This is a genomic window from Bradyrhizobium ottawaense (assembly GCF_900099825.1).
GTDB classification, from domain to species: Bacteria; Pseudomonadota; Alphaproteobacteria; order Rhizobiales; family Xanthobacteraceae; genus Bradyrhizobium; species Bradyrhizobium ottawaense_A.
Genome location: NZ_LT629693.1, coordinates 6,318,872 through 6,343,212, shown reverse-complemented (window position 1 = coordinate 6,343,212; position 24,341 = coordinate 6,318,872). Strand labels below are relative to the sequence as shown.

At 61.2% G+C, this 24,341-nt stretch carries 27 protein-coding genes; 9 read left to right on the top strand and 18 right to left on the bottom strand.

Going from position 1 to position 24,341, the window contains the following annotated elements:
- Positions 1–41 precede the first annotated feature (41 nt).
- Complete coding sequence (locus BLR13_RS29690; RefSeq protein WP_074816448.1) at positions 42–1,196, top strand: zinc-dependent alcohol dehydrogenase; 1,155 nt, start codon at positions 42–44, stop codon at positions 1,194–1,196.
- 6 nt (positions 1,197–1,202) lie between these two features.
- On the opposite strand, the gene BLR13_RS29685 is transcribed toward BLR13_RS29690, so the two are convergent.
- From BLR13_RS29685 to BLR13_RS29670, 4 genes are read right to left on the bottom strand one after another with little or no spacing between them, the layout of a single operon-like run.
- A complete protein-coding gene (locus BLR13_RS29685) occupies positions 1,203–2,018 on the bottom strand; it encodes an enoyl-CoA hydratase/isomerase family protein (protein WP_074816452.1) in 816 nt (271 codons plus the stop codon).
- Between the two features lie 46 nt (positions 2,019–2,064).
- Positions 2,065–4,458: a xanthine dehydrogenase family protein molybdopterin-binding subunit gene (locus tag BLR13_RS29680; RefSeq protein WP_074816454.1), complete on the bottom strand. Its 2,394-nt coding sequence runs from the start codon at positions 4,456–4,458 to the stop codon at positions 2,065–2,067.
- Complete coding sequence (locus BLR13_RS29675) at positions 4,455–4,940, bottom strand: (2Fe-2S)-binding protein (protein WP_074816457.1); 486 nt, start codon at positions 4,938–4,940, stop codon at positions 4,455–4,457. Before BLR13_RS29675 ends, BLR13_RS29680 begins: the two co-directional genes overlap by 4 nt.
- The gene (locus tag BLR13_RS29670; protein WP_074816459.1) at positions 4,937–5,818 is read right to left on the bottom strand and encodes an FAD binding domain-containing protein; all 882 of its coding nucleotides are present in this window, start codon (positions 5,816–5,818) and stop codon (positions 4,937–4,939) included. The genes BLR13_RS29675 and BLR13_RS29670 overlap by 4 nt, the downstream gene beginning before the upstream one ends.
- 169 nt (positions 5,819–5,987) lie before the next feature.
- Here BLR13_RS29670 and BLR13_RS29665 point away from each other — a divergent pair, with 169 nt between their 5' ends.
- Both BLR13_RS29665 and BLR13_RS29660 read left to right on the top strand, forming a co-directional pair.
- Positions 5,988–7,094, top strand: coding sequence for an LLM class flavin-dependent oxidoreductase (locus BLR13_RS29665; protein ID WP_074816462.1), 1,107 nt, complete (start codon positions 5,988–5,990; stop codon positions 7,092–7,094).
- Between the two features lie 25 nt (positions 7,095–7,119).
- Complete coding sequence (locus BLR13_RS29660; RefSeq protein WP_074816464.1) at positions 7,120–7,995, top strand: polysaccharide deacetylase family protein; 876 nt, start codon at positions 7,120–7,122, stop codon at positions 7,993–7,995.
- A gap of 53 nt (positions 7,996–8,048) precedes the next feature.
- Here the strand turns inward: BLR13_RS29660 and BLR13_RS29655 are convergent, their stop codons facing one another.
- The 9 genes from BLR13_RS29655 to BLR13_RS29615 all read right to left on the bottom strand — a co-directional run bounded on the left by BLR13_RS29655 (position 8,049) and on the right by BLR13_RS29615 (position 16,558).
- Positions 8,049–8,597, bottom strand: a complete 549-nt coding sequence (locus BLR13_RS29655) for a flavin reductase family protein (protein WP_074816467.1) — start codon at positions 8,595–8,597, stop codon at positions 8,049–8,051.
- 10 nt (positions 8,598–8,607) lie between these two features.
- Complete coding sequence (locus BLR13_RS29650) at positions 8,608–9,834, bottom strand: acyl-CoA dehydrogenase family protein (RefSeq protein ID WP_083387540.1); 1,227 nt, start codon at positions 9,832–9,834, stop codon at positions 8,608–8,610.
- A 112-nt stretch (positions 9,835–9,946) separates the two neighbouring features.
- Complete coding sequence (locus BLR13_RS29645; protein WP_074816473.1) at positions 9,947–10,822, bottom strand: ABC transporter permease; 876 nt, start codon at positions 10,820–10,822, stop codon at positions 9,947–9,949.
- Positions 10,819–11,652, bottom strand: a complete 834-nt coding sequence (locus tag BLR13_RS29640; protein ID WP_074816475.1) for an ABC transporter ATP-binding protein — start codon at positions 11,650–11,652, stop codon at positions 10,819–10,821. The genes BLR13_RS29645 and BLR13_RS29640 overlap by 4 nt, the downstream gene beginning before the upstream one ends.
- Positions 11,649–12,695 (bottom strand): ABC transporter substrate-binding protein, encoded by a 1,047-nt coding sequence (locus tag BLR13_RS29635; RefSeq protein ID WP_074816478.1) that lies wholly within the window; start codon positions 12,693–12,695, stop codon positions 11,649–11,651. The genes BLR13_RS29640 and BLR13_RS29635 overlap by 4 nt, the downstream gene beginning before the upstream one ends.
- Positions 12,695–13,834 carry a 3-isopropylmalate dehydrogenase gene (leuB, locus tag BLR13_RS29630; RefSeq protein ID WP_074816480.1) on the bottom strand — a complete coding sequence of 380 codons (1,140 nt, stop codon included), beginning with the start codon at positions 13,832–13,834 and terminating at the stop codon, positions 12,695–12,697. The genes BLR13_RS29635 and leuB overlap by 1 nt, the downstream gene beginning before the upstream one ends.
- On the bottom strand, positions 13,831–14,466 hold the full coding sequence (gene leuD / locus BLR13_RS29625) for a 3-isopropylmalate dehydratase small subunit (RefSeq protein WP_074816483.1): 636 nt from the start codon (positions 14,464–14,466) through the stop codon (positions 13,831–13,833). The genes leuB and leuD overlap by 4 nt, the downstream gene beginning before the upstream one ends.
- 1 nt (position 14,467) lies before the next feature.
- Complete coding sequence (leuC, locus tag BLR13_RS29620; protein WP_091977635.1) at positions 14,468–15,856, bottom strand: 3-isopropylmalate dehydratase large subunit; 1,389 nt, start codon at positions 15,854–15,856, stop codon at positions 14,468–14,470.
- Positions 15,857–16,129: 273 nt separating this feature from the next.
- Positions 16,130–16,558, bottom strand: coding sequence for a GNAT family N-acetyltransferase (locus BLR13_RS29615; protein WP_074816489.1), 429 nt, complete (start codon positions 16,556–16,558; stop codon positions 16,130–16,132).
- 61 nt (positions 16,559–16,619) lie between these two features.
- Here BLR13_RS29615 and BLR13_RS29610 point away from each other — a divergent pair, with 61 nt between their 5' ends.
- Positions 16,620–17,084, top strand: a complete 465-nt coding sequence (locus BLR13_RS29610; RefSeq protein WP_074816492.1) for a GNAT family N-acetyltransferase — start codon at positions 16,620–16,622, stop codon at positions 17,082–17,084.
- 7 nt (positions 17,085–17,091) lie between these two features.
- On the opposite strand, the gene BLR13_RS29605 is transcribed toward BLR13_RS29610, so the two are convergent.
- On the bottom strand, positions 17,092–17,463 hold the full coding sequence (locus BLR13_RS29605) for a hypothetical protein (RefSeq protein ID WP_244549396.1): 372 nt from the start codon (positions 17,461–17,463) through the stop codon (positions 17,092–17,094).
- A gap of 300 nt (positions 17,464–17,763) precedes the next feature.
- Here BLR13_RS29605 and BLR13_RS29600 point away from each other — a divergent pair, with 300 nt between their 5' ends.
- Complete coding sequence (locus BLR13_RS29600) at positions 17,764–19,356, top strand: NAD-dependent malic enzyme (RefSeq protein WP_074830955.1); 1,593 nt, start codon at positions 17,764–17,766, stop codon at positions 19,354–19,356.
- A gap of 830 nt (positions 19,357–20,186) precedes the next feature.
- Positions 20,187–20,372, top strand: coding sequence for a hypothetical protein (locus BLR13_RS29595; protein ID WP_074816494.1), 186 nt, complete (start codon positions 20,187–20,189; stop codon positions 20,370–20,372).
- Between the two features lie 406 nt (positions 20,373–20,778).
- Here the strand turns inward: BLR13_RS29595 and BLR13_RS29585 are convergent, their stop codons facing one another.
- Positions 20,779–21,018 carry a hypothetical protein gene (locus BLR13_RS29585; RefSeq protein WP_244524964.1) on the bottom strand — a complete coding sequence of 80 codons (240 nt, stop codon included), beginning with the start codon at positions 21,016–21,018 and terminating at the stop codon, positions 20,779–20,781.
- Positions 21,019–21,278: 260 nt separating this feature from the next.
- Here BLR13_RS29585 and BLR13_RS29580 point away from each other — a divergent pair, with 260 nt between their 5' ends.
- A complete protein-coding gene (locus BLR13_RS29580; protein ID WP_244524963.1) occupies positions 21,279–21,500 on the top strand; it encodes a hypothetical protein in 222 nt (73 codons plus the stop codon).
- A 3-nt stretch (positions 21,501–21,503) separates the two neighbouring features.
- Here the strand turns inward: BLR13_RS29580 and BLR13_RS29575 are convergent, their stop codons facing one another.
- On the bottom strand, positions 21,504–21,857 hold the full coding sequence (locus BLR13_RS29575; RefSeq protein WP_074830959.1) for a phasin: 354 nt from the start codon (positions 21,855–21,857) through the stop codon (positions 21,504–21,506).
- Between the two features lie 262 nt (positions 21,858–22,119).
- Here BLR13_RS29575 and BLR13_RS40665 point away from each other — a divergent pair, with 262 nt between their 5' ends.
- Positions 22,120–22,305, top strand: coding sequence for a hypothetical protein (locus BLR13_RS40665; RefSeq protein ID WP_143039601.1), 186 nt, complete (start codon positions 22,120–22,122; stop codon positions 22,303–22,305).
- Positions 22,306–22,371: 66 nt separating this feature from the next.
- Here the strand turns inward: BLR13_RS40665 and BLR13_RS29570 are convergent, their stop codons facing one another.
- Positions 22,372–22,575 carry a hypothetical protein gene (locus BLR13_RS29570; RefSeq protein WP_074816499.1) on the bottom strand — a complete coding sequence of 68 codons (204 nt, stop codon included), beginning with the start codon at positions 22,573–22,575 and terminating at the stop codon, positions 22,372–22,374.
- Between the two features lie 166 nt (positions 22,576–22,741).
- Complete coding sequence (locus BLR13_RS29565) at positions 22,742–23,875, bottom strand: alpha-hydroxy acid oxidase (protein WP_074816501.1); 1,134 nt, start codon at positions 23,873–23,875, stop codon at positions 22,742–22,744.
- Between BLR13_RS29565 and BLR13_RS41175 the strand changes: the two genes are divergently transcribed.
- A complete protein-coding gene (locus BLR13_RS41175) occupies positions 23,874–24,305 on the top strand; it encodes a hypothetical protein (protein ID WP_172805573.1) in 432 nt (143 codons plus the stop codon). The two genes, BLR13_RS29565 and BLR13_RS41175, sit on opposite strands and share 2 nt — an antisense overlap.
- The last annotated feature ends 36 nt before the right edge of the window (positions 24,306–24,341 follow it).

The following is a 24,341-nucleotide window of genomic DNA, read 5'->3' as shown; positions in this document are numbered from 1 at the left end:
CTGTGATTTCCGCTAAGCTCGAACGCGGGAGGATCCGCGCCATGTACCAGCCCGACGGCGTCAAGACGTCGCCCGACTTTCCGATTCCGGACCGCATGACGGCCTGGGTGCTAGGAGATCCGGACCAGCTCATGCTGCGCGAGAAGCCGGTGCTCGTTCCGGCACGCGCTGAGGTCCTGGTTCGGATCGACGCGGTCGCGATCTGCGCGACCGATCTCGAGATCATTCACTCGGGCTCACCGGCGAGCATTCTGGGTGGCCTGCCCTTCAACAAGAATTTCACGCCGGGCCATGAATATATGGGTACGGTCGCGGCGCTCGGACCCGATGTCGACGAGTTCGCGATCGGCGAGCGGATCAGCGTCGAGATTCATGCCGGGTGCGGCCAGTGCAAGCGCTGCCGGCAAGGCATGTACACGTCATGCCTGAACTACGGGAAGCCGGAGAAGGGTCATCGCGCCAACGGCTTTACCACCGACGGTGGATTTGCCGAATACGCCGTGAACCACATCAACACGCTGGCGCGTGTGCCCGACACCATGAGCGACGCGGAGGCGACGTTGGTCGTCACCGCCGGCACGTCGATGTATGGCTTGACTGAGTTGGGAGGGTTAGTCGCGGGCGAGAGCGTGGTGGTGATCGGCCCAGGGCCGATCGGGCTGCTCGCGGTGGCCGTGGCCAAGGCGCTCGGCGCCAGCCCGGTCATCCTGACGGGGACTCGCAACAAGCGGCTCGCGATCGGCCAGGAGCTCGGCGCCGATCGCGTCATAAATATCAACGACGAAGACGCCGTCGAGGTCGTCAGGCAACTCACCGGCGGCATCGGCGCCGACTATGTCGTGGAATGCGCTGGGACAGAAGCGACCATCAACCAGGCCATTCACATGACCAATCGCGGCGGGAAAATCTGCCTTGCCGCGTTTCCGCACCATCCGGTGACGATGGATCTCGCGCATCTCGTGAAGAACAATATCTACGCCTACGGCATCCGCGGCGAAGGCCGTAGCGCCACCCGCCGCGCCATGGCGCTGATGGCGGAAAAGCGCTTCGATGCGACCCGAATTCACACCCACACGTTTCCGCTCGCCGATCTGCCGACCGCGCTAAGATATGCACGCGAGCGGGTTGAAGACGCCATCAAGGTGGTCGTCACTAACCGCCGGGTCGTTTCGATAGCGAATGCCGCGGCCGAATAAGGCCAATCAACGCCCCTCGAACTTCGCTTCACGCTTCTCCATGAAGGCCTTGATGCCTTCCTGCATGTCGTGCGTCTTGAACAGCGGCAGGAGCTGCAGATAGACGTGATGGACATGGTCGGGGAAGGTCTCGTTGAGTCCCATCCGCATCATGCGCTTGGCGGCCTGAACCGCCAGCGGCGCATTGGCCGCGATTTCCCGCGCTACTTCGCGCGCCCGCCCCATCAGGGCCGCGTCCGGCACAACCTCATTGGCAAGTCCCCATTCCAGCGCTTCCCTCGCCGAGAGCGTACGGCCGGTAAAGATCAGCTCGGATGCCTTGGCCCAGCCGATCATCCGCGGCAGAAACCACGTGCCGCCCGATTCCGGCACCACGCCTCGCTTGACGAAAGCGGCCGCGAGCTTCGCCGATTCCGCCATGATGCGGATGTCGCAGCCGAGCGCCGTATCCATGCCGTAGCCGGCGGCCCCGCCATTGACGGCGCAAATGGTCGGCTTGTCCATGGATTGCAGAACGGTCGGCGGCGTGTTGCGCAGGTCCAGCGACGTCGGAGACGATGCCGAGCTGAGGCCGTCGCCACTTCGTTCCTTCCGCAGATCGAGGCCGGCACAGAACGCGCGGCCATTGCCGGTGAGGATGACACAACGGACGTCCCGATCTTCATTTGCCCGGATCAGCAGCCGCGTCAGGTCATTGAGCATCGGGCCTGAAATCGTGTTCATGCGTTCCGGCGCATTCAGCGTGATGACGGCGATATGGTCCGCGACGTCGTAGAGCACTTCAGTGGATTCGGTCTGCGTGGCGCGTGGGGCTTGTTCCATATCGACATCTCTTCTTGTGTTCGTGTTTATCGGCGGCGCTGCCGCTTCAGATCCGTCCCAACGCCGTCAGGATAACCTGAGGCGTCAGCGGAATCTCGGTGATAACAGCACCAAACGGCCGCAGCGCGTCGTTGACGGCATTGGTCACAGCCGCCGCCGCACCTGCCGTACCGGCCTCGCCCGCGCCCTTCGCGCCCAATTCGGTTTCCAGCGTCGGCGAAACCACATGTCCGACATCGATGTCCGGCATCTCGCCGGACATCGGAACCAGATAGTCGGCCATATTGGCGTTGGTGAGCTGGCCGCGCTCGTCATAGATACATTTTTCGAACAGCGCGGCGCCCAGGCCCTGCACCACCCCGCCCCTGATCTGCTCATCGACCAGCTGCGGATTGATGATGGTGCCGCAATCCTCGACCACCCAATGCTTCAACAACTTGACGAAGCCGGTTTCGGTATCGACCTCCAGCCACGAGGCCTGAACACCGTTCGTAAAAGCGAACGGATATTCGCGCGGGACAAAATGGCGGGTCGCCATCAACTCGGGTTGAATACCCGGCGGCAGCGTGTCGGGACGGAAATAGACGATGCGCGCGAGCTCATTCAATTCGATGCGCGGCGCACCATCGCCGGCATTCACGACATTGTTGCTGACGATGTCGAGCTCACCGGCCGTCGACTGCAGGATAGCGGCGGCAACATCGAGAATATTCCGGCGCAACACTTTCGCGGCTTGAAGTGCTGCTTCGCCGCCGATGCCGGCGCCGCGCGAGGCCCAGGTACCGCCGCCATAGGGCGTATTGTCAGTATCGCCGAGAATGACACGGACACGGTCCATCGAAACGCCGAGCACGCTGCCGACAATCTGCGCGGTGAGCGATTCCGATCCCTGCCCCTGTTCGGTAATGCTGGTCTGGCAGATCACCGAGCCCTGCGCGTCCAGCCGCACGGCGACGCCGTCCTGCGATGAAATCTTCGCGCCGCCCACGCCATAGAATGCCGCGCTGGGGTTGGTAACTTCGATAAAACTGGCGATGCCAATACCGCGATGGATGTTCCGGGGTCGCAGGGCCGCCTGTTCGGTGCGCAGCGCGTCGTAATCCATCATGCGGATGAGCTTGGTCAGCGCGGCATGATGCGACAGTTGTTCGAAGCGCAAATCCGATGGCGAAGCGCAGGGATATGCGTCATCCGCAATCAAATTGCGACGACGGATTTCGACCGGGTCCATGCCGATCTTCATCGCTGCCAGATCGACCAGTCCTTCGGTCACCGAACAGGCGATCGGGTGACCGACCGCGCGGTACTGGCACATCACATTTTTATTCTGGAACACGACGCGGGCACGGGCGCGGTAATTTTTGGTCACATAGGGACCGCCGACGAGGTTGACGACCTGATTGGCCTCGATCGCGCTGGTGCGCGGATACATCGAATACGGCCCGATGCCCGTGAGATCGTCGATCTCGAAGGCCGTGATGGTGCCGTCACGCTGGACGCCGATCTTTCCCTTGCACCTGTGGTCGCGGGCATGGATGTCGGTGTTGAAGCTCTCGACCCGGTCGGCGACGAATTTAATCGGCCGCCGCAGCAGTTTCGACAGCGCATAGGTCGCCATCTCGTCGGCATAGATATGCACCTTGATACCGAAGGAGCCGCCAACGTCCTTGCATATCACGCGAACCTGCGCCTCCCTGAGGCCCAGATGCAGCGCGGCGATATTCTGCACCATGTGCGGCGCCTGGGTGCCTTGATAAATGGTTAGCCGCGCTTCCGCAGCATTCCAGTCAGCCACCACCGAGCGTGGCTCCAGCGTCACGCCGGTATGCCTTCCAAAGATGAACTCCGCCTCTACGACCTCGTCAGAGTCGGCAAAGGCCTGGTCGACGGCGCCGGCGTCGTGATTCCGTTCAAAGGCCAGGTTGTCACCGAGCAGAGCATGGATCACAGGCGTACTCGGATCCAGCGCGGTGCTCATGTCCGTGACGGGCTCAAGCTCCTGGTACTCGACCAAAACATGTTCCGCGGCGTCTTCGGCCGCACTGCGGCTGCTGGCCACCACGGCCGCGACCGCTTCGCCCTGCCAACACACGCGGTCGACGGCAATGGCGCTTTGCGGCGCAGATTTGAGGCCCTTCAAATGCGAGAGCACGCCGACCCATGGCGTGATGACAGCGGCAAGTTCCTGCCCGGTAACGACAGCGACCACGCCGGGCATACGTTTTGCCACCGACGCGTCGATACCCGTGATCTTTGCATGTGCGTACGGCGAGCGCAGGAACACGACGTGCACCATGCGCGGCAATTCGATGTCGCTGACATAGAGCCCGCGCCCCTGCATCAGGCGATCGAGGTTCGGGCGCGGCACGATCTTGCCGATATAGGAATTCGGCCGGTCGAGCACCGAAAGCGGGTCTCGCTTTTCAGGCCCCGACGTCATGCCGTGCGCCCGACGCGTGCACGCGCCGTCGTTTCGACGGCATCGACAATCGCCTGATAGCCGGTGCAGCGGCAATAGTTGCCGGAAAGGTGCTCGCGAATCTGCTCGCGATTGGGGGTTGAGTTTTGCTTTAGCAGATCCTGTGCCGCCATCAGCATTGCCGGCGTGCAAAAGCCGCATTGCAGCGCGTTGCGGTCCCGGAACGCCGCCTGCAGATCGGCGATCTCGCCACTGTCGGACAGGCCCTCAATAGTCTCGACCGACGCATTGTTTGCCTGCACCGCGAGCATCAGGCAGGCGCGCACGATCTCGCCGTCAACGCGGACCGTGCACGCGCCGCAAACTCCATGCTCGCAACCGACATGTGTGCCGGTCAATTTCAGATGCTCGCGCAGAAAATCCGCCAGATTGAGCCGCGGCAGCACCGAGGTATCGACACGCTCGCCATTGACGTCGAGCGAAATGGATATGGGAGCCGTCAAACGAGCGCTCCCGCATCGAGTTCGGGACGGCAAAGCAGCGCGGCCACGCAGCGCGTCAGCAGGACCTTTGCCAGATGCCGGCGCATGGCAGGTGTTGCCTGATGATCCTCTTGCGGATCAAGTTCGTCAGCCAATGCAGACAAGGCCACGGACAACACGGCTGGCGTGATAGCGACATTGACCAGCTTGCCGGCGGCTCCGGCGAGCAACGGGCGATCGCCGACGGCAAAAAAGCCGAGGCGAAGATCGGCAAATCGACCATCAATGATGACCGCCTGCGCCGCCAGACCGACGATGGCGTAGTCACCATGCCGGCGTGCGAATTCATGGAAAAAATGGGTGGATCCCTTTGGTGCGACCGGCAGTTCGACCGCGACCAGTAATTCCTGCGGCGACATCGCCGTCGCGTATATTCCGGTGAAGAATTCCTTTGCGGCAATTCGCCGCTCGCCGCCGGGACCGCGGACGATGATGGTGGCCGCCAGCGCGATCATACAGGCCGGCAATTCCGAGGCTGGATCCGCGTGCGCCAGGCTTCCCCCGATCGTGCCGCGGTTGCGAATCGCCGGATGCGCAACGTGAGTGACCGCGTCCGCCAGCAGCGGCGCGTGGACCGCAATTTCGGTGGATTTCAGCAGATCAACATGGCGGGTCAGGGCTCCGATGGTGAGGATCCCCTCCTTCACCGCAATCCCGCGCAACTCGGCAAGACCGCCAATGTCGACAACGAGTTCGGGAGAGATCAGCCGCAGGTTCATCGCCGGCATCAGGCTCTGGCCGCCCGACAAGACCTTGGCCCTGTCGCCCTGATCGGCCAGCAATTCCAGCGCATTTTCGACGCTGGTCGCACGGGCATAAGCGAAAGCCGAGGCCTTCATTTCGACGTGACCTCCCCGGCCGGATATTGATATTTTCGTAAGATTAGACGGCGGCCCCTACTAAAGGTCAAGGCGGTTTCCGGAGCGATTCTTTAGACTTAGGACTTGTCATGCTGCCGCGGACGAAGCACGTTCGCGGCCAACCAAAAACCTGCCATTGGGAACAACTATGAAGCTCGGGTTCTTTACCATGCCGATCCATCCTCTCGACAAGGATTGGCGGCTGTCCCTGAAGGAGGACCGCGAAGCTTTCCTGCTGGCGGACGAACTGGGCTTCACCGAGGCCTATGTCGGCGAGCACATCACCGACAAGGCCGAGAACATCACCTCCTGCATCGCCTTCATCGCCTGGCTCGCCGCCGCGACGAAACAGATCAGACTCGGCACCGGCACTATCAATATGCCGAACGCGCATCCGGCTGCGATAGCTGCCTCGATTGCGATGCTCGATCACATGCTCGACGGCCGCCTGATCTTCGGCATCAGCCCCGGCGGGCTGCTCTCGGATGCAGAGGTCTTCGGCAATCTCGAAGCGGACCGGAACGCGATGTTCCTGGAAGCGATCAATCAGGTGCTTCAGATCTGGGCGAGCGAGCCGCCGTATAATCTGCAAGGCAAATACTGGAACGTATCGGTTCAAAAGACCCTGATCGAGGATATTGGTCAGGGTTTCATCCCACGGCCCCTGCAAAGGCCGCATCCGCCGATCGTGGTGACGGCGGTGGCGCCGTTCTCAAAGGGGGTGACGGAAGCCGCAGCGCGCGGCTGGGATCCGATCTCGGCAAACTTCCTGATGCCGGCCTGGGTGAAGAGCCACTGGCCGAAATACGTCGAAGGTTGCGAACGTGCCGGCCGTCCTGCCGATGCCGCGAACTGGCGTGTCGCCAAGAGCGTGTTTGTCGCCAAGGACGCCGCGACAGCAAAGGCGTATGCCTGCGATCCGGACGGGCCCTATGTCTACTATTACCGCTCGCTGTTCACCAAACTGAAGCGCAACGGCCGCATCGAACTGTTCAAGACACGCCGCGACCAGCCGGACGACGAGGTGACGCTGGAACAGATCTGCGACAAGCTTGTCATTTACGGCACGCCCGAGAGCGTCGCGGATCAGATTTTGGCGTTTGAGGAACAGACCGGCCCCTTCGGCACGCTGCTCTATGCGGGCAAGGACTGGAAAGATCGTGAACTCGGACGCCAATCGATGATCCTGATGGCCGAAAAAGTCATGCCACGGATCAACGCCGGCACGGCCGGCCGTGCAAAGGCCGCCGAATAGTCCGCTCACTCAGGGAAAACCGACCTTGGCTCTCAGCGATCGCATCCCCTATCAGGCTCAAATCGACCGGCCCAGGCTGACATTGCCCGGCGGCAAGAAGCTCGCGGTTTGGGTCATTCTAAATGTCGAAGAGTGGCGCATCGAGAATGCGATGCCGCGTACGGTACTGAGCCCGCCGATGGGCCAGCCACTGTTGCCTGACGTGCCGAACTGGTCATGGCATGAATACGGCATGCGCGCTGGGTTCTGGCGACAGTTCAAGGCGTTGACCGACCGCAAGATGCCGGTGACCCTCGCGATCAATGGCAACGTCTGCAACAGCTACCCTCGGGTCGCGTCTGCGGCGCTTGAAGCCGGCTTCGAATTCATGGGCCACGGATTCATGCAAGGCCCGATGCACAAGCTCGACAACCAGGCCGATGCGATCAAACGCGCCGTCGACACCATCGCAAAATTTTCGGGAAAACCACCGCGATCATGGGAGAGTCCAGGCCTTACCGAGACCGAAGAGACGATCGATCTCCTGCGCCTCAATGGCATCGAATATCTGGCGGACTGGGTAATCGACGACCTGCCGCAGGATATCGCCACGCCTCACGGCACGATCACGACGATCCCATATTCGGTCGAAACCAACGATATCGTTATCCACGCCCTGCAGCACCTGCCCTCCGAGCAGTTCCTGAAGCGCTGCACCGACCAGTTCGACCGGCTCTATCTCGAAGGCGCATCGAACGCCCGGATCATGGCGATCTCGATTCACCCGTATATTACGGGCGTGCCGCACCGGATCAAATATCTGGAAGCGCTGCTCGACTACGTCATCGGCCATGATGGCGTCGCACTGATGACCGCCAGCGAAATCGGAGATTGGTACCGGGCCGAAATGGCCAGGGTATAAGCGGCACAATTCCGTCGTACCCGGCTTCGTCCGCTCCGATGCGACTGACCAGCTTACGACTTGCCCTCGTCAGCAACAAACCCGCCGAAACCGCCGCGCGCAAACAACAGCGGCTCCTGCCGGTTATAGGCATAGGCCTCGACCGCGCCGAGAAAGATGATGTGGTCGCCGCCATAGTAACGGTTCGCGGCACGGCACTGGAAATTGGCCACACTGTCAGCCAGCACCGGCGCGTTGCCGAGCCCCGGCGTCCAGCTCACGCCTGCGAATTTGTCGCCGGAGGATTTTGCAAATTTCGACGCCAGCGCCTGCTGGGAGGCCCCGAGAATATTGACGGTGAAATGACTGGCATTCTGGAAGATTGTCAGGCCTTGCGAAAACATGCCGAGACTCCACAACACCAGGGGCGGGTTCAGGGACACCGAGGCAAAGGAGTTGCAGGTCACGCCGTAAGGCTTTCCGTCAGCCGCCATCGCAGTAACGATCGTGACTCCAGTCGCAAACGTGCCCAACGCATTGCGAAAGTCCCGGGGATCGATCGCCGAGTTGTCGGTGGCGAATTCATTGGCCGGATCGGCCGGATGTTTGGGTGCGTCGGACATCCGCCTGGCCTCAAAGCGTCAGGTTTTCGGACGGCAAGCCAAGCGCCACACGTCCATAATTGGTTCCCGCCGCATCGAAATTGAATGCGAGGTGCGAATTCACCGCATGGGCATCGCGGAACTGCCGCTGCAACGCGCCCGATGTGAACAGGCTGCGTGCGCCGCTTGCCGCGAACAGAAGCGACACCGCCTCGGTACACAGGTTGACCGAAAAGGCGCCGTCACGCCGCAGTCTCGTCTTGGCTGCGATATCAGGCACGTGACCACGCCGTGCATCCGCCATGGCGTCAATGCAATTGGTGCGCATGACCAGGCGCGCCGCGTCGATCTTGGCAGAGGCTTCCGCGATCTTGATTTGCGTGGTCTGCATATCGCTGACTTTGGCGCGATTATAGGTCGAAGCCCGGTGCCGCGCGAAATCGACATAATCGTTCAGGCAAGCCTGCGCGTTGCCGAGGCCGACACCCGACAGCACGTACGGAAACAGAGAAAATACCGGCAGTGCATAGAGCGGATTTGGGTTGACCACGCTCCCCGGCGTCGGTCCACCGGTCAGATCGCTCACGGAAATCGTCATCGGCTCCGCAACAAAGGCGTCCACGACCCTGACGTCGTTCGACCCGGTACCGCAAAGGCCGGTCGCGTTCCAGGTGTCGTTGATCTTGTAGTCACGCCTGTTGAGGAGGAATATCCGGTATTCGATACCGTCGGCTTCATCGTCGGACGAGACCACGCTGGCAAGCATATTCCAGTCGCAGGATTCGACGCCGGAAGAGAATGGCCAGTGGCCATTCAGCACATATCCACCGTCGACCTTCCTGGCGCGACCGGCCGGAAAAATGAAGGACGATGCGATCAGCGTGTTGACGTCTTTGTCCCAGACCGCCGCCTGCGCACGCGGGTCAAACATTCCCAGCATCCAGTGATGGCTGGCGAGGTTGGCAAAATTCCACGACACGGAAGCATCGCCCTGCCCCAGCGCATCCGCGCAATCGACCAGCGCGACATAGTCAAGCTCGGATCCGCCGACACGTTTAGGCTGCAAAATCCGGAACAGGCCGGTATCGTGCAAATCTCGCTCGGTCTCTGGCGGCAAGCGTCGCAGTTCTTCGGTTCTCGGGGCGCGGTCGCGCAACTCCGGAATCAGCGCCCTGGCGCGAGCGACCATGGCGGCACAGTTGTCCGGACCCGCCCCAGCGGGTGAACCAGCATCTGGCCTGCGGCCGTCTCCTGCCATTGACGTTTCCTCGGACATTTCCCCGCCCGCTGCGTGTTGGGCATTTTGATGCGGTCGAGCTTGGCCAGTCTATCGTCTGGTCACCAATGATCAAGGCACGCGGCGAACATGGCTACTCCGCCATATTATGTTGCTGCCAGCGCAACAGGTATGCCTGCAAGCGCCAGATGACCGCCGACAGCGCAACGCCAACCAGCATCAGTACGATAACGGCAACCATCATCCCGGAAGCTTCCGCTCGCGCCTCCGACTCGATGATCAGCCGGCCAATACCGCGCTCAGCCCCGATGAATTCGCCGACGATGACCCCGATCAACGCAAAGGATATCGCCGGGGACAGCGAGGCAAACACCCATGCCATGGTCGACGGAATCACGACTGTCCGTGTGATCTGCCATTCGCTGGCGCCCAACAGCCGCGCGGCGCTGACGAAGCCCTCATCGATCGAGCGCGCGCCCTCAAACGTGTTGAAGAACACCAGGAACACGACCACGATCCAGGATGTCACGATCTTCGACGTATCACCGATCCCGAACGCCAAGACGATGATCGGCGCGAGCGCGATGCGGGGGATGGAATTTACGGCGGTAATGAAGGGCTGGAAGATGTCGCTGAGCCGATCCGACCGCCCCAGCAGCAGACCCACCGCGAAACCCGACGACACGCCGATGATAAACCCGAAGAATGTGTTCTTTAGCGTGATCGCGGTTGCGACCCATAGATTGTTTTCATTCCGCACCATGCACTTGGCAAAGTCGCCATTGAACCAGCCATTGAAGACGCCCATTTTGGATTTCAGGCAGCTCAGGATCAGAAAGTGCTCGAAGATTTCAGAGGGTTTCGACACAAAATAAGGATCGAGCAGATCCGGAACCAGCGACGGAAATCGGGCATGCAGATCGTAGCCCCACTGCCAGATCGAAAGCACGGTAACGCAAATCGCGATCTGCCACGAAAGCGTATTTGCCCGGTGCCGTGGCGTCCTCATCGGCTGCGCCCCTTGATGAATTCTTCCCCGAGCGAATGCCAGATGTGCTGGAATAATTCTGCATAGCGCGGTGTCTCGCGAACCTTGACCGCATCCCGCGGCCGCGCGAAGTCCACGTCGAACATGTCCTTGATCTGGCCCGGACGCGCCGAGAACAGGATGATGCGGTCAGCCAGCGTCAAGGCTTCGCCGAGATCATGTGTCACGAACAGGACGGTTTGCTGCTCGCGATCCCAGATCCTCAGCAGGACTTCATGCATATCGATCTTGGTGTGGGTGTCGAGCGCGCCGAATGGCTCGTCCATCAGCAGAACCTGCGGTTCAACCACGAGCGTGCGCATCAGCGCCGCTCGTTGACGCATGCCGCCGGACAGGGCCGACGGATAGGCGTCTCCGAACCCCTGCAAGCCGGCCTGCGCAAGGCAGGTGGCGACCCGTTCCTTGCGCTCGGCATCCCCGACTCCCGCCAGTTGCAAGCCATAGCCGATATTGTCGGCGACGGTGCGCCATGGAAACAGCGTATCGCGCTGAAAGACATAGCCAACACCGGGCGTCGCCTTGCCGGCGATAACCGGCTTGCCATCGATCAGGATCTGACCGCTACTCGGCTTCACCAAGGTCGCTATCATGTTGAGAACCGTGCTCTTGCCGGATCCAGATGGCCCCAGCAATGCCACGAACTCGCCGCGCCGTACACTGAAGGAAACATCGCGCACGGCCTCGATCGAGGTGCCGGCGAGCTGGAACGATTTGCTCAGCCCTTTGACGTCGATGCGATCGGCGTCGCTGGTCCGGGCAGGAGGCGTCGGCGATCGCGTCGGTGCGTTCAAGCGGGATAGGCCTTTCTCGCCACTTCAACAAAAGTGGGGCTGACGACCTCGGCAATCGTGAGCGGTTTGATGCCGGTCATTTCCCGAAACCAGACCTTTTCGCCCCGCGCGAAGCCGGCCGCATCGATCGTGGCTTCGTAGTCGGAAACTTTTTGCAGCGCCGTGATCTCAAGGATATTGGCCGCCCGCGAGGTGCTGCCGACATAGGGTTCGATCGCATCGTAGATTTGCTCTGGCGTATGGGTCTTGACCCACTGCGTCGCCCGCCAGAGCGCCGTAACGAAGGCCTGCATCTTGGCCGGGTCCTTGTCGATCGTCGACTGCAGCGTGAAATGCGACGTCACCGGTACCTTGCCGCCGATATATTTGTTCCAGATCGTCTCGTCCGTTCCGTCGAATAGCAGAGCGCCCCAGCCCTGCTCTTTCGAGTCATTCAGCAGCGATAGCGAACTCACGAGCACATCGACCTGTTTGGTCTTCAGCGACCCCAGCATGGTCTCGACATTGCCGGTCCCGATCCACGTCACTTTCTGGTCAAGCCCCATCGTCTCCATATAATAGGAGGCCCAGACATGGTTGGTGCCGCCCAGCGACGAGACCGAGACGATCGGCTTGCGGCCATCCGGCCGTTTCCAGGCGGTCAACGCTTCTAGCGTATTAATGCCCTGGTCGAACAAATCCTTTCGGATAATGAACATCACCGAGCTGGAACGAGTATCGACCGGCATCAGCACCCGTCCTGCGCGGCCGTGGTTGCTGAGCTGCATCGGATGGGTGATATCCCCGATGCCGATATCGCCCTGCGACGAAGCGATGATCTCTCGCGTCTTGACGCCGCTGCCGCCCTGAACCAGTTTGCAGTCGAGGCCGGCCTCCTTGAAATACCCGATCCGGTCGGCAATGAATTGCGTCTGATAGACCGGCACTGCGACGGGATAGATCACGCGCCCCGGTCTATCTTCAGCCCGCGCCCTTCCCGCAGCCAAGGAAGCTGTGCCGCCCGCAATGATCGTCAGCGCAGAACGTCTTGAGACGTAGGCCATCACGCTCGCTCCTTCTCCTTGGCGGCGATCTTCTCCAGGGCGCTGAGGACCGCATCCCCCATTTCCGTCGTGGAAAGCTTTTTCGCGCCCGGCTCGGCGATGTCTGCGGTCCGGGCGCCTGTCGCCAACGCGGCATCAACGGCCTTCTCGAGCAAATCGGCATCCTCGGGTCGATTTAGCGTCATGCGCAACATCATCGCGATGCTGAGGATCGAGCCCAGCGGATTGGCGATACCCTTGCCCGCGATGTCCGGGGCGCTACCGTGGACCGGCTCGTACAGCGCCTTGCGGCGGCCAAACTTGTCGACCGGCCCCAATGATGCCGATGGCAGCATGCCGAGCGAGCCCGACGCCATTGCCGCGCAATCGGACAGGATGTCGCCGAAAATGTTGCCGGTCACCATCACGTCGAACTGTGCCGGTTCGCGGACGATCTGCATCGCGGCATTGTCGACGTAGAGATGGGTGAGGTCGACGTCGGAAAACTCTTCCCTGTGCAGGGCGATAACCTCCTCGCGCCACAACACGCTGGTCTCAAGCACGTTGGCCTTGTCGACCGAGCAGACCTTGCTCCTGCGCGTCCGTGCCAGTTCGAAAGCCGACCGCGCCACGCGGCGGATCTGGTTGGTGGTATATTGCTCGGTGTTGAAGCCGCGGCGCTGCCCATCGGCCAGCATTTCGATGCCACGTGGCTCGCCGAAATAGATGCCGCTCGTCAGCTCGCGGATGATGACGAAATCGACGCCCTTCAGCACATGCGCCTTCAGCGGGGCAGAATCGGCCAGGGCCGGGTTGGCAACGATCGGCCTCAAATTGGCGTAGAGATCGTATTTGCTTCGTAGTCCCAACAAGCTGCCCGCCTTGCGCGCAGCCGCTGGCACCTCCTTGGTTTCGGGACCGCCGGTCGCCCCCCACACAATCGCGTCGGCCTCTTCCATCGCCTCGACCGTATCGTCAGGCAGCACCTTGCCCGTCGCAAGATAGGGAATGATGCCATATTGCGCCTCGCGCAACGTCATGGGAACGCCACGCTTGGCGGCAAACCAGTTGAGGATACGCTGCGACTGAGCCGTCACCTCGGGGCCGATGCCCTCGCCACCGACCACGGCGACCTTGACCATATTGGAACGCGTATTCATGCCGATTTCCCTGCAAAATGGATCCATGGCCGCGCGGCGCGGTCGGAGACCTGGAAGGCCCGGATTTCTTCGTCGCGCTGCAGCGTCAAGGCGACTTCGTCGAGCCCCTGCAGCAGGCCATCACGCCGGCGCGGATCGATCTCGAAACGCAGCTGCTTTCCGGTCGGCGAGATAATCGTCTGCTCCTCGAGATCGATGCCGACGCGTCCCGCGCCTTGCGTGATCTCGATCTCAGCCGCGAGGCCATCGACGGTGGCCTTGTCGACGATGATCGGTAGAATGCCGTTCTGGAAGCAGTTGGCGAAGAAGATATCGCCGAAGCTCGAGCCGATGACGGCGCGGATACCCATCTCCTGCAGGGACCACACCGCTCCTTCGCGGGAGGAACCACAACCGAAATTCGGTCCGGTGATGAGGATTTCCGCCCGCCGGTAGGGCTCCCGGTTCAGGATGAATTCGGGGTTTTCGGAACCGTCAGGCAGATAACGCAGCGCGCCGAACGCCCATTTACCGAGCGTTCCGCGAATGGAGTTTCCGACCAGCCGCTCGATCCGGATAATGACATCGGTATCGATGTTGCTGCGCATGATCGGGGCTGCAATCGCCGTCAGCTTGTTGAAGGATTTTGGCATGTCAGCGCTCCATCGTCCGCACGTCGGCAATGGCGCCCGCAATCGCAGCGGCGGCGGCCGTCGCCGGGCTCGCCAGATGGGTCCTGGCGCGCGGTCCCTGACGGCCGACAAAATTGCGATTGGACGTGGAGACCGAGCGCTGCCCCGGCGCCACCGTCTCGCCATTCGCCGCAAGGCACATCGAGCACCCGGGCTCGCGCCATTCGAAGCCAGCATCGAGGAAAACCTTGTCAAGGCCCTCAGCCACTGCGTCGCGCTTGACCGTCTCGGAGCCCGGCACAATCCAGGCCCGCACACCCGGCGCAACCTTTCGGCCCCGCGCAACCTCAGCGGCCGCCCGCAGGTCGCTCAGGCGACTATTGGTGCAGGAGCCGATGAAGACCCAGTCGACCGGCGTGCCGGCAATCGCCGCGCCCGCTTGCAACCCCATATAATCGAGTGCGGCCTCAAACGCGGCGCGGCGCGCTGGATCAGCAATTTCCTGGGGATCGGGAATGCGGCCATCGACGCCGATAACGTGCTCCGGGCTGATCCCCCAGGTCACCTGCGGGATGATTTTGGTGACGTCGATCAGGACCTCCTGATCGAAGCTGGCGTCGGAATCGCTCGGAAGTTCGCGCCAGGCGTTGACCGCCTGATCCCACATCTCGCCCTCGGGCGCATAGGGACGCCCGCGTAGGTACTCAAAGGTTTTCTCGTCCGGCGCCACCATTCCCATCTTGGCGCCGAGCTCGATCGACAAGTTGCAGATCGTGAGTCGCCCCTCAACCGGCATCTCGCGGATGGCGCTGCCGGCATATTCGACGGCATACCCGGTACCGCCCGCGGCGCCGATGTGACCTATCAGAGCGAGGATCAGATCTTTGGCAGTAACGCCAAGCGACAGCTTGCCCTCAAACTTCACGCGCATGGTTTTCGGCCGGCGCTGAATCAGCGCCTGCGTCGCCAACACATGCGTGAGCTCACTTGAGCCGATGCCAAATGCCAGCGCCCCTAGCCCGCCATGGGTGCAGGTATGACTGTCGCCACACACAATGACGCAACCCGGCAGGCTGAGCCCCAACTCGGGCCCGATGACGTGAACGATACCTTGCCCGGGCTCGTCGATGTCGAACATCCGGATGCCGCTGGCTGAAGTCTCGACCCGCAGGGCGGCCAGCAATTCCAACCCGATCTTGATGGTGCCGGCACGACCACGCGCCGTCGAAATGGCGTGATCGGGCGTTGCAAAGGTGAGTTCCGGGTTGTGAACGGAAAGACCCCGGCTCTTGAGGTCCAGGAGCCCTCGCGAGCCACCCAGATCGTGCAACAAATGACGGTCGACATGGAGCAGGTCAGTATCATCGCTTAGTCGTGCGATGACATGCTGGTCCCAGATCTTGGCCAGCATGGTACGGCTGGAGCTTGCCAAGGCACGCCTCCCTTGATTTCCGCCGGCGGAATGAACGCCGGTCGCCGTTTTGCACGGCTTGTTGTTCAGGCATCAGCCCACCCACATCAAAGCATAATCCACCGCACCTCGGCTAGGGTCAGCGTCAAAAGAGACGGCTTGGCAGGCCGCCGACACCCGCGCCCGCGTGCAGTTCCTCAAAACGAGCCCGGCGGCCGTCAGGCCACCGGGCGAATAGAACGATCATGTGCGAGACGCGGTACAAATGGGCCGCTAATTGATCGATTTGCGCCAATACAGTGTATGAGGCCAGGCCCATGGACGCTGCGGCCGGTAGAGCCCGTAGCCTGCGCAGATAAAGTTGTTGGCGGATGGCAGATTATCAGTCGTGTCCGAGACGACCGAATATCGGCCGTTGAGCCGGGCGCGTGCCTCCAAGGCTCGCATCAATCGTAGCCGAATTCGGTTCCCGCCATGTTTCCTCAACACCCCTACCCGACAAAAATAGCCTGCATTGCAGGCATGGGTAGAAGCGATAACCCCGGCAAAAGCCACCGGTTCGGTCCCGTGAAGCGCGAGCCACCAATGGCTGTAATCAAACGCCGGGACGGAAGCCGTGTTGAAGAATGTCAGGCGATGAAGTTCGGTGAGTGTATCCACAACGTCATCGTCCTGCCCATCAACCTCACGAATTCGGTACATTGGCGAGATTCTACAGAGCTGACATGTTGTTGTTTGAGCCTACTAAGCCGACGAGCCATCGATGAGAATTCGTGACGCTGTCCCGGAAGACGCCTCGGCTGCGTGCGAGGTGATGCGACGCTCCATTACCGAGCTCTGCGCCCCCGATCACGGCAACGACCCCGTCATTCTGGGGCGATGGCTGAGCAACAAGGCGCCCGAAATATTCCGGTCATGGATCCGGCCCGGGAATTCGATTCTGGTGGCCGTCGACGATCATCGCATCTTGGGCGTCGGCTGCGTAAACGACGATGGAGAGATCACGCTCAACTATGTCTCACCTGATGCGCGGTTCAGTGGCATAAGCACGACGCTCCTCGCAGCACTCGAAAAGCGTGCAGTCGAACATGGCAATACAATGTGCCGACTCGAGAGCACCGAAACTGCGCGCCGATTTTACCGGGCCAGAGGATATTCCGAGGACGGACCGGCCGGCCTCAAGTTCGGCACCAGTTCCGGCTATCCGATGTCAAGACGAGTCAAATGACGCAGAATCATTTGCCGAGTGTCGCCTTGATCCCGAGCCAGACCGCCCCGACGAAGCCCGTGACTATCAAAGTGATAACCACCTTAAATGTGTAACTCTGCACCTGTTCCACGCTCTTGCGCCAACGCCGCAGGTGTTGGAAATCAGCCCGCATTTCCTTACAGTCATCGTCGTAGATGCCGAACGACGTGAGAATGGCCACGACGGTCTTGACCATCGTTTCGTCAGGGATTGCGAGGGCGCCCTCACGTTGTTCCGCCAAGACCGCAAGAACGATGCTTTTGATTTCGCCGAGGCTATCGCTGGATGATCCTCGCGACGTTGTCGAAACTGTGCGTGCCGGGGCCAGCGAGCGGATAGCGGAGACGGATTTGGTCATGGCAACGCATTTTCATCCGTTAGAGTGCGGCGACACCGGCCCGTCAGCTTCGATTTTTTGCAGTGCACTATGATGTCATGTCGGGCATCGCGGCGAGTCCGAAAGATGCTAGGATCGAAACGTCGTTCGATGCCTTCGCGCGAAGAGATGCTCTTTCTTCGGCCTTGATCCGGATCCGCGTTCTCTGCTTTAGAACGACCAACAATACGAGCCGGCCAATCGCGCGGCTTTTGGAGGAATACGATGAACGTGCCGGCCCGCGCGAATCCCCGCCCTCAGCCTTCCGAAATGCCGCGCGGCCTGGCGCTGTTGCGCGATCCGCTGCTCAACAAGGGCACGGCATTCACCGAGCAGGAACGGGACGCGCTCGGATTGCGCGGTTTCCTGCCCGCGCACGTATTTTCGATGCAGACCCAGGTCGAGCGCGTGATGGCTAATTTGCGCGAATTGCCCAATGACCTTGCCAAATACGTGGCGCTCAACGAGTTGCACGACCGCAACGAAGCCCTGTTCTTCCGCGTCGTGTGCGACAACATCGACGAAATCCAGCCGCTGATCTACACCCCGACGGTAGGTCTCGCCTGCCAGCGCTTCGGCTATATCTTCCAGCGGCCGCGCGGCCTGTTCATCGCAGCCTGCGATCGCGGCCGCATCGCCGAGCTTTTGGCCAACTGGCCCTATTCGACCAAACTCATCGTCGTCACCGACGGCGAGCGCATCCTGGGCCTCGGCGACCTCGGCGCCAATGGCATGGGCATTCCGGTCGGCAAGCTGTCGCTCTATTCCGCCTGCGCCGGCATTCATCCGGAGCTCTGCTTGCCGGTGGTGCTTGATGTCGGCACCAATAACGAGGCGTTGCTGAACGATCCCTATTATATCGGCATGCGCCAGCGGCGCCTGAGTGGTGCTGCCTATGATGAATTCGTCGACGAATTCGTCACCGCGGCGCGCGAGACGTTTCCCGGCGTCATGATCCAGTTCGAGGATTTCGCCAATCACTCGGCCTTCCGTCTGCTGCACAAATACCGCGACATCATTCCGGTCTTCAACGACGACATCCAGGGCACGGCCGCGGTTGCGCTCGCCGGCCTGTTCTCGGCGTTACGGGTCACCGGCGGCAAGCTCGCGGACCAGACCGTGCTTTTCCTCGGCGCGGGAGAAGCCGCAACAGGGATCGCCGACCTCATCGTCTCAGCCATGATGGCCGAAGGTCTGACCGAAGCGGAGGCCGTCAGGCGCAACTGGCTGGTGGATTCGCGCGGCCTCGTCGTCAAGGATCGCGCCGGCCTCACCGAGCACAAGCTTCGCTATGCGCACGACCAGGCGCCGATCGAGCATTTCCTCGCCGCCATCAATACGCTCAAGCCCACCGCGATCATCGGCGTCGCGGCGGTCGGCGGCGCGTTCACGCCCGAAGTGCTGCAGACCATGGCCGGGCTCAACGAGCGGCCGATCGTGTTTGCACTTTCCAATCCGACCTCGAAGGCGGAATGCTCCGCCGAGGAGGCCTATCGCCACACCGGCGGTCGCGCGCTATTCGCATGCGGCAGCCCGTTTGATCCGGTAAAGCTCGACGGCAAGACGTTCGTGCCGCGCCAGGGCAACAATTCCTACATCTTCCCCGGGGTTGGCCTTGGCGCAACGGCGTGCGGGGCAAGGCTGGTCACCGACGAAATGTTCATGGTTGCTGCCCACGCGCTGGCGCAGCTCGTCAGCCAGGAAGACCTGGCGCAAGGCAGCCTTTATCCGGCGCTGCCGCGGATCCGTGAAGTCTCCGCTCGCATCGCCGAGGCGGTCGCCGTCGTCGCCTACAATAGCGGTCTTGCGACCGGACACGCTCCGAACGACATGGCGGCGTTCATTCATTCGAAGATGTACGATCCTCAGTATTGAGGATGCGGGGCTCCGGATCGATACCGTCCGGCGGGGTACGCGGATCCGTGGCGATAGCTGGGACCACGGTGCGGTAGGCAATGGCCGGAAAATCCGTCGGCTCGCCGTGTCCGGGCCTCGGCATGGGTCGAATGATCTCGGCACTCACGAACAACTCTCCCAGACCGCGATGACAATCAATCCGACAAGCGCGAGCGATATCAGGTACGCGGTCATTGGCTTCTCGCTTGAAATAAAGTGTGCGGCATGATCGCAAGGCTGATCATTTCGGGCGCGAACCCTATCCCCACCGGGGCCGCGTGCGCCCGTGGATTTCAGGCCCACGCCGCGCGCCGGCACGTTCGCGCATGCCGGCCAATAACGCTGATAGTTGAGGCTCGGACGGCGGCACGCTGGCGACGCCCGTGCGACAGGCGTTGGGAGACATGGCGTCGCGATAAGCGACCGCCGTCCGATTCGGGAAAAGGCATAGAAAAAGCCCGCGGCGGATTTCTCCGCGCGGGCTTTATGAATTCTGTGATGGTGTCGTTTTGCCCCTGATTTGCCCGACGTGTCAAACTATTTTCGAGCCGTCAACAAATTGCTGAAAATGCAACGAAACGGCTTCGACAGATTGAAACTTCTTTAGCCAATGATTTGGCGCAAACGAAAAACCCGCGGCCGGTTTCCCAGCGCGGGCTTTACGATATCTGCGATGATGTCGATATGCCCCTGATTTGCCCGACGCGTCAAGCGCGATGTGATTTGGTTCGGCCGATCGACATTCAGGCGAAATCATTTGGACGCCGGTTGGAAAACCGGGCGCCCACCAGAGCGCAAGGAGGCCATCGATGTTTTTCGTTGCTACCGTGCTCGCAATCCTGTCGGGCCTGTTCTATGCGGCAAGCCATCATGAGATCGGCTTGCTGGGTGTCACGATGTGCCAGTACGGCAGCCCGTTCTGCGACAACCCGCTGCTCGTCCTCACCGGGGCCGGTCTGGCTGCATGCTGGGGCGCGTTCGTCAGCGTCCGCTGACGCGGCCGACACTGCCTTTTTCGAATTTTCGCGATGATGCCGCTATGCCCCTGGTTTGCCCGACGTGTCAAACGCCGCAGTACCGGCTTGCCGTCGGCTTTGCATAGGGCGGGCATAGGGATCATGCCGGGGGTGACGCCCCTTCTCGTAATTGCCCGGATTGCCTGCAGCTAAAAAGAATCGTCCTTCGTAAGGATTGACCCAACGCGAGATGGCTCGTGATCTACAGAGGCATCGAATACAGCGTTGCGGCCTCCAGCGAACCCGACATCTGGCACTGGCGATTCCGGATCGGTGATATGACGAGGACAAAGCTGGTCTACATGGCCGCGCGTCGCGTTCACATGAGAATGGACGCTGCCCTCCGGTCGCCCGACCCGGCGGCGCAGAACGGCAGACTGCAAGCTTAAGGCGTCTGCGGATTGGCGGGATGAACCGGCTTTGGCCCGGGGGCATCCGGCTCCAGTTGCGACTTCGGTTCGGTCGGCACGACGGTCGCGCCGACGGCGCGCGCGGCCTCACCGGTGGTGCCGTAGTGCGCCATCGCAGCGGTTTGGACCTTGGGTTTGTTCCATGATCCGTGATCGACGATCAGAATTCCGAGCACGCCCAGAACAGCGATCGCGATCGCGACCAGCAGCGGCATCCCGCCTCTCCGCTTCGAATGATTTTCTCTCGATTTATCGTTCGTCATTTTAGGTCCAGGGTTGATTTCCTCTGAACACCAAATCCCGTCGACGACGAAGGTTCCGCTCAAAGAACGTCGGGCGGGGGTGCTGCCAGGGAACAAAATTCGCTCTCGGGAATTGCTGGATGATGCCGTCATTTGACGGCCTTCCGCAGATGCGAACCAATTCAGCGAGCAGGAACGTGAACATCGAATCATCAGGGCCGTCGGAACCCGGCATGGCGGAACGGGCCATCGACACCGCGACCGACGTGTCACGCACGATTACCGAAGTGTCCGCCGCGCTTCAGGCCGCAGTCAATCGCCTCGGCGAGGCGATCGCCACGGCGCGCCAGCCTGGAAAGCCGCTCTCCACCGTCAGCGCAATTACCCGCGAAGCACCGCTTGCGAGCTTGTTCGTCGCCTTCCTGTTCGGTGTGGCAATCGCGCGACGGCGCTAGCTCTCAGAGTTTGATTTTCGTCACATCCTTTGCGGCCGACATCACGCCGCCGGTGATCTGCCGCATGTGCTCGCCGGCGTTGGTGAACTGGCTCCGCAGGAATTCCGACTGGATCCGCATCGCTTCCTGGAGGTCGGTCGCATGAACCAGTTTCCGGGCGTGGTCAAACGCAGCCTTCATGTTCTGCTCGGTGAAGGACAGCGCCTGCTTTGAAATCTCCGTGCCCGCACCCGGCATCGAGGTCATCGACTTGCCGGCGGCATCGAAGAACATGCCAAACGCCTTTTCTGCCTGATCAATGGTTTTTTCGGCCAGATCGCGCAGTTCGGCCGGAACTTCGATTTTCGGTTCGATCATGATCACTTCTCCAATGTCGCCTTTAGGAGGCTAGCATAATTCCGGGCCGCGTCTGCCGCCGTAATGGTCCAAAGGGGGGCCGCCATGAGGCAGCCAGCAGCCTCCGGCACCAAGGAATTATTTCCTGCAGCGCCCGTAACCATACGGGCGTCCCGCCTGATTCCAATCGAGTCAACAGTGTGGCATAGTGATTCGGGGCTAGGGCTCAACTGTCGGTGGCGTTGCGTCTCTTGTTACGTCTCTCTTGGGACATGGAGATAGGATGCTGCAAGCTTTCCGACCGACACCGACCTGCACGCGATTTCAGACCAGCATAGAGATGCCGTGCATCAAGTGCGGCGCGCAGATGCGACTGGCCACGATCGAGCCGCGCGATCAGACCTATGACGTGCTGACCTATCGGTGCGCGCCCTGTGACTCCGGGGAGAGCTTTCTGAAAGCACGCTAGAGGCCTTTCGGTTCAGATTGAATCAGAACCGGGCGCCGGTCGTTTGTTTGGGCGCGAACCGGACCGCTACCCGTTCAATACGGCGGTCCCTGCCTCTGTCAGCACCGGCCCCTCGTCGCGAACCTCGATCATGCCGAACTCGGTCAGGACGCGCAGATCCTCGTCGCTGACGGGCGACATCTTCAGCCGGCGGGCCTGAATGTCTCGCAGCGTCCAGCGAAGTCCGATAGCTCTTTCAAGGCTGAGTTCAGCGAAGGGATTGTCCACCATTCGCTTCAGCTATTGGAACATTTGGATCAGATTTTGTCTTCGCTGCGGCGTCTTCTGGTACGCACATGATATTACGGCGGGAGTGACCGGATTCCGCTCGGCGTCCTGAGAGGCGGCGGCTTCACATGAAGCCACCGTCCCGACCGATCTCCGGTACTTGCCGTCCTCAGTACCGATAGGGTTCGATATCCAGCAACGGGAAAGCGCTGAGCACATCAGGCGGATTGGTCGGCGTCGCCGCATGCAGGCAGGATTTGTTCAGCTCACCGAGGCTGGTGAGGCCGAGCAACCCGAGGCACCGGATCATTTCATCTTCCAGCAGCTCCAGCATTCGCACGATGCCGGCCTCGCCGGCGGCAGCGAGCGCCCAGCACTGCAGGCGGCCGATGCCGACTAGATCGGCACCGGAGGCGATCGCCTTTACAATGTCGGTACCGCGGCAGATCGAACCATCGACCATGATCTTGGCGCGGCCGGCGACGGCGTCGACGATTTCCGGCAGAACATGCATCGAACCGCGGCCGTGGTCGAGCTGGCGTCCGCCATGGTTCGACACATAAATCCAGTCCACGCCGTGATCGACCGCGATCTTCGCATCCTCCGCGGTGGCAATGCCCTTGAGCACGAGCGGGATTTTATACTTGTCCTTGATCAGCTTGACGGTGCGCCATTCCAGTCCCTTCTGGAAATCGCCGCCGGTGGCGCGGATCCGGCTTTCGCGGACATAGCGCTTGGCGATATCGCGTTCGCGCCGGCTGTAATGCGCGGTGTCGACGGTCAGGCAGAACGCCGCATAACCATTTTCGATGGTGCGGCTGACGACGTCCTCGACAAAGGCATCGTCGCCGCGGACATAAAGCTGGTAGATGCGCAACGCGTCGGGCGCAGCCTTTGCGGTCGCCTCAAGTCCCGGCTCGGAAACTGAACTCAGCATATGGGCGGCGCCGAAATGACCGGCTCCGCGCGCCACGGCGGCGCCAGAGGCAGGATCGAAGATTTCCAGAGCACCGACCGGCGCAATCATGACCGGGATGCGCAATTTGCGGCCGAAGACCTCAGTGGAAGCGTCGACCTTGGCAACATTGCGCAGAACCCGCGGCCGGAACGCGATCTCGTCGAGCGCCATCCGGTTGCGCCGCATGGTCGTCTCGGTCTCCGAGGCGCCGACGATGTAGTCCCAGGCGTTCTGGTTCAGCCGGGCGCGCGCCTTGTTGACGAATTCGTGGAGGTTCTGGAATTCTTCGCCACTGGCACCGAGCTCGACATTTCTCGTCGGCCGGATGGGGGTCCCGTCGTTCATGCTGTTTCTCTCCCGTTTTGGCGGCACATTAGCCGCAGAAACGGGAAAAGCTACTGCTTTGAACGGGTTATTCCGGTGCGAGAACGAAGGGCTGCTATTCGCTGGCGAAGTGCATCGGCGAGGAGTGGAAAATTCCCGCTCCCGAAACCTGGGAAGCGATCAGGAAGGCCGCCATCACGGCCGGTACGCTGATGAACCGCAGAAATTGGTCAATCGAAAGCATGAATGTCGTCCCCAAGGTGCTTCAGGCGCGAATTCAGTTCGCCCCTTGTGTCGTGCGCTGATCGGTCATGAAAAGCTGGTCGGTATAGGCCGCCCCGGAAATCGTGAGCAGCGCAAGAACCGTGATGAAGGCCAGCGTTTTCATGGCGCCAGCGTCGATTTCGATTGTGGCCAAAAACGTCAGAGTTCGGCGCATTTTAAGGACTAACACAAGGGAACTTCGTGACCGCGCGCCCCCCGCACC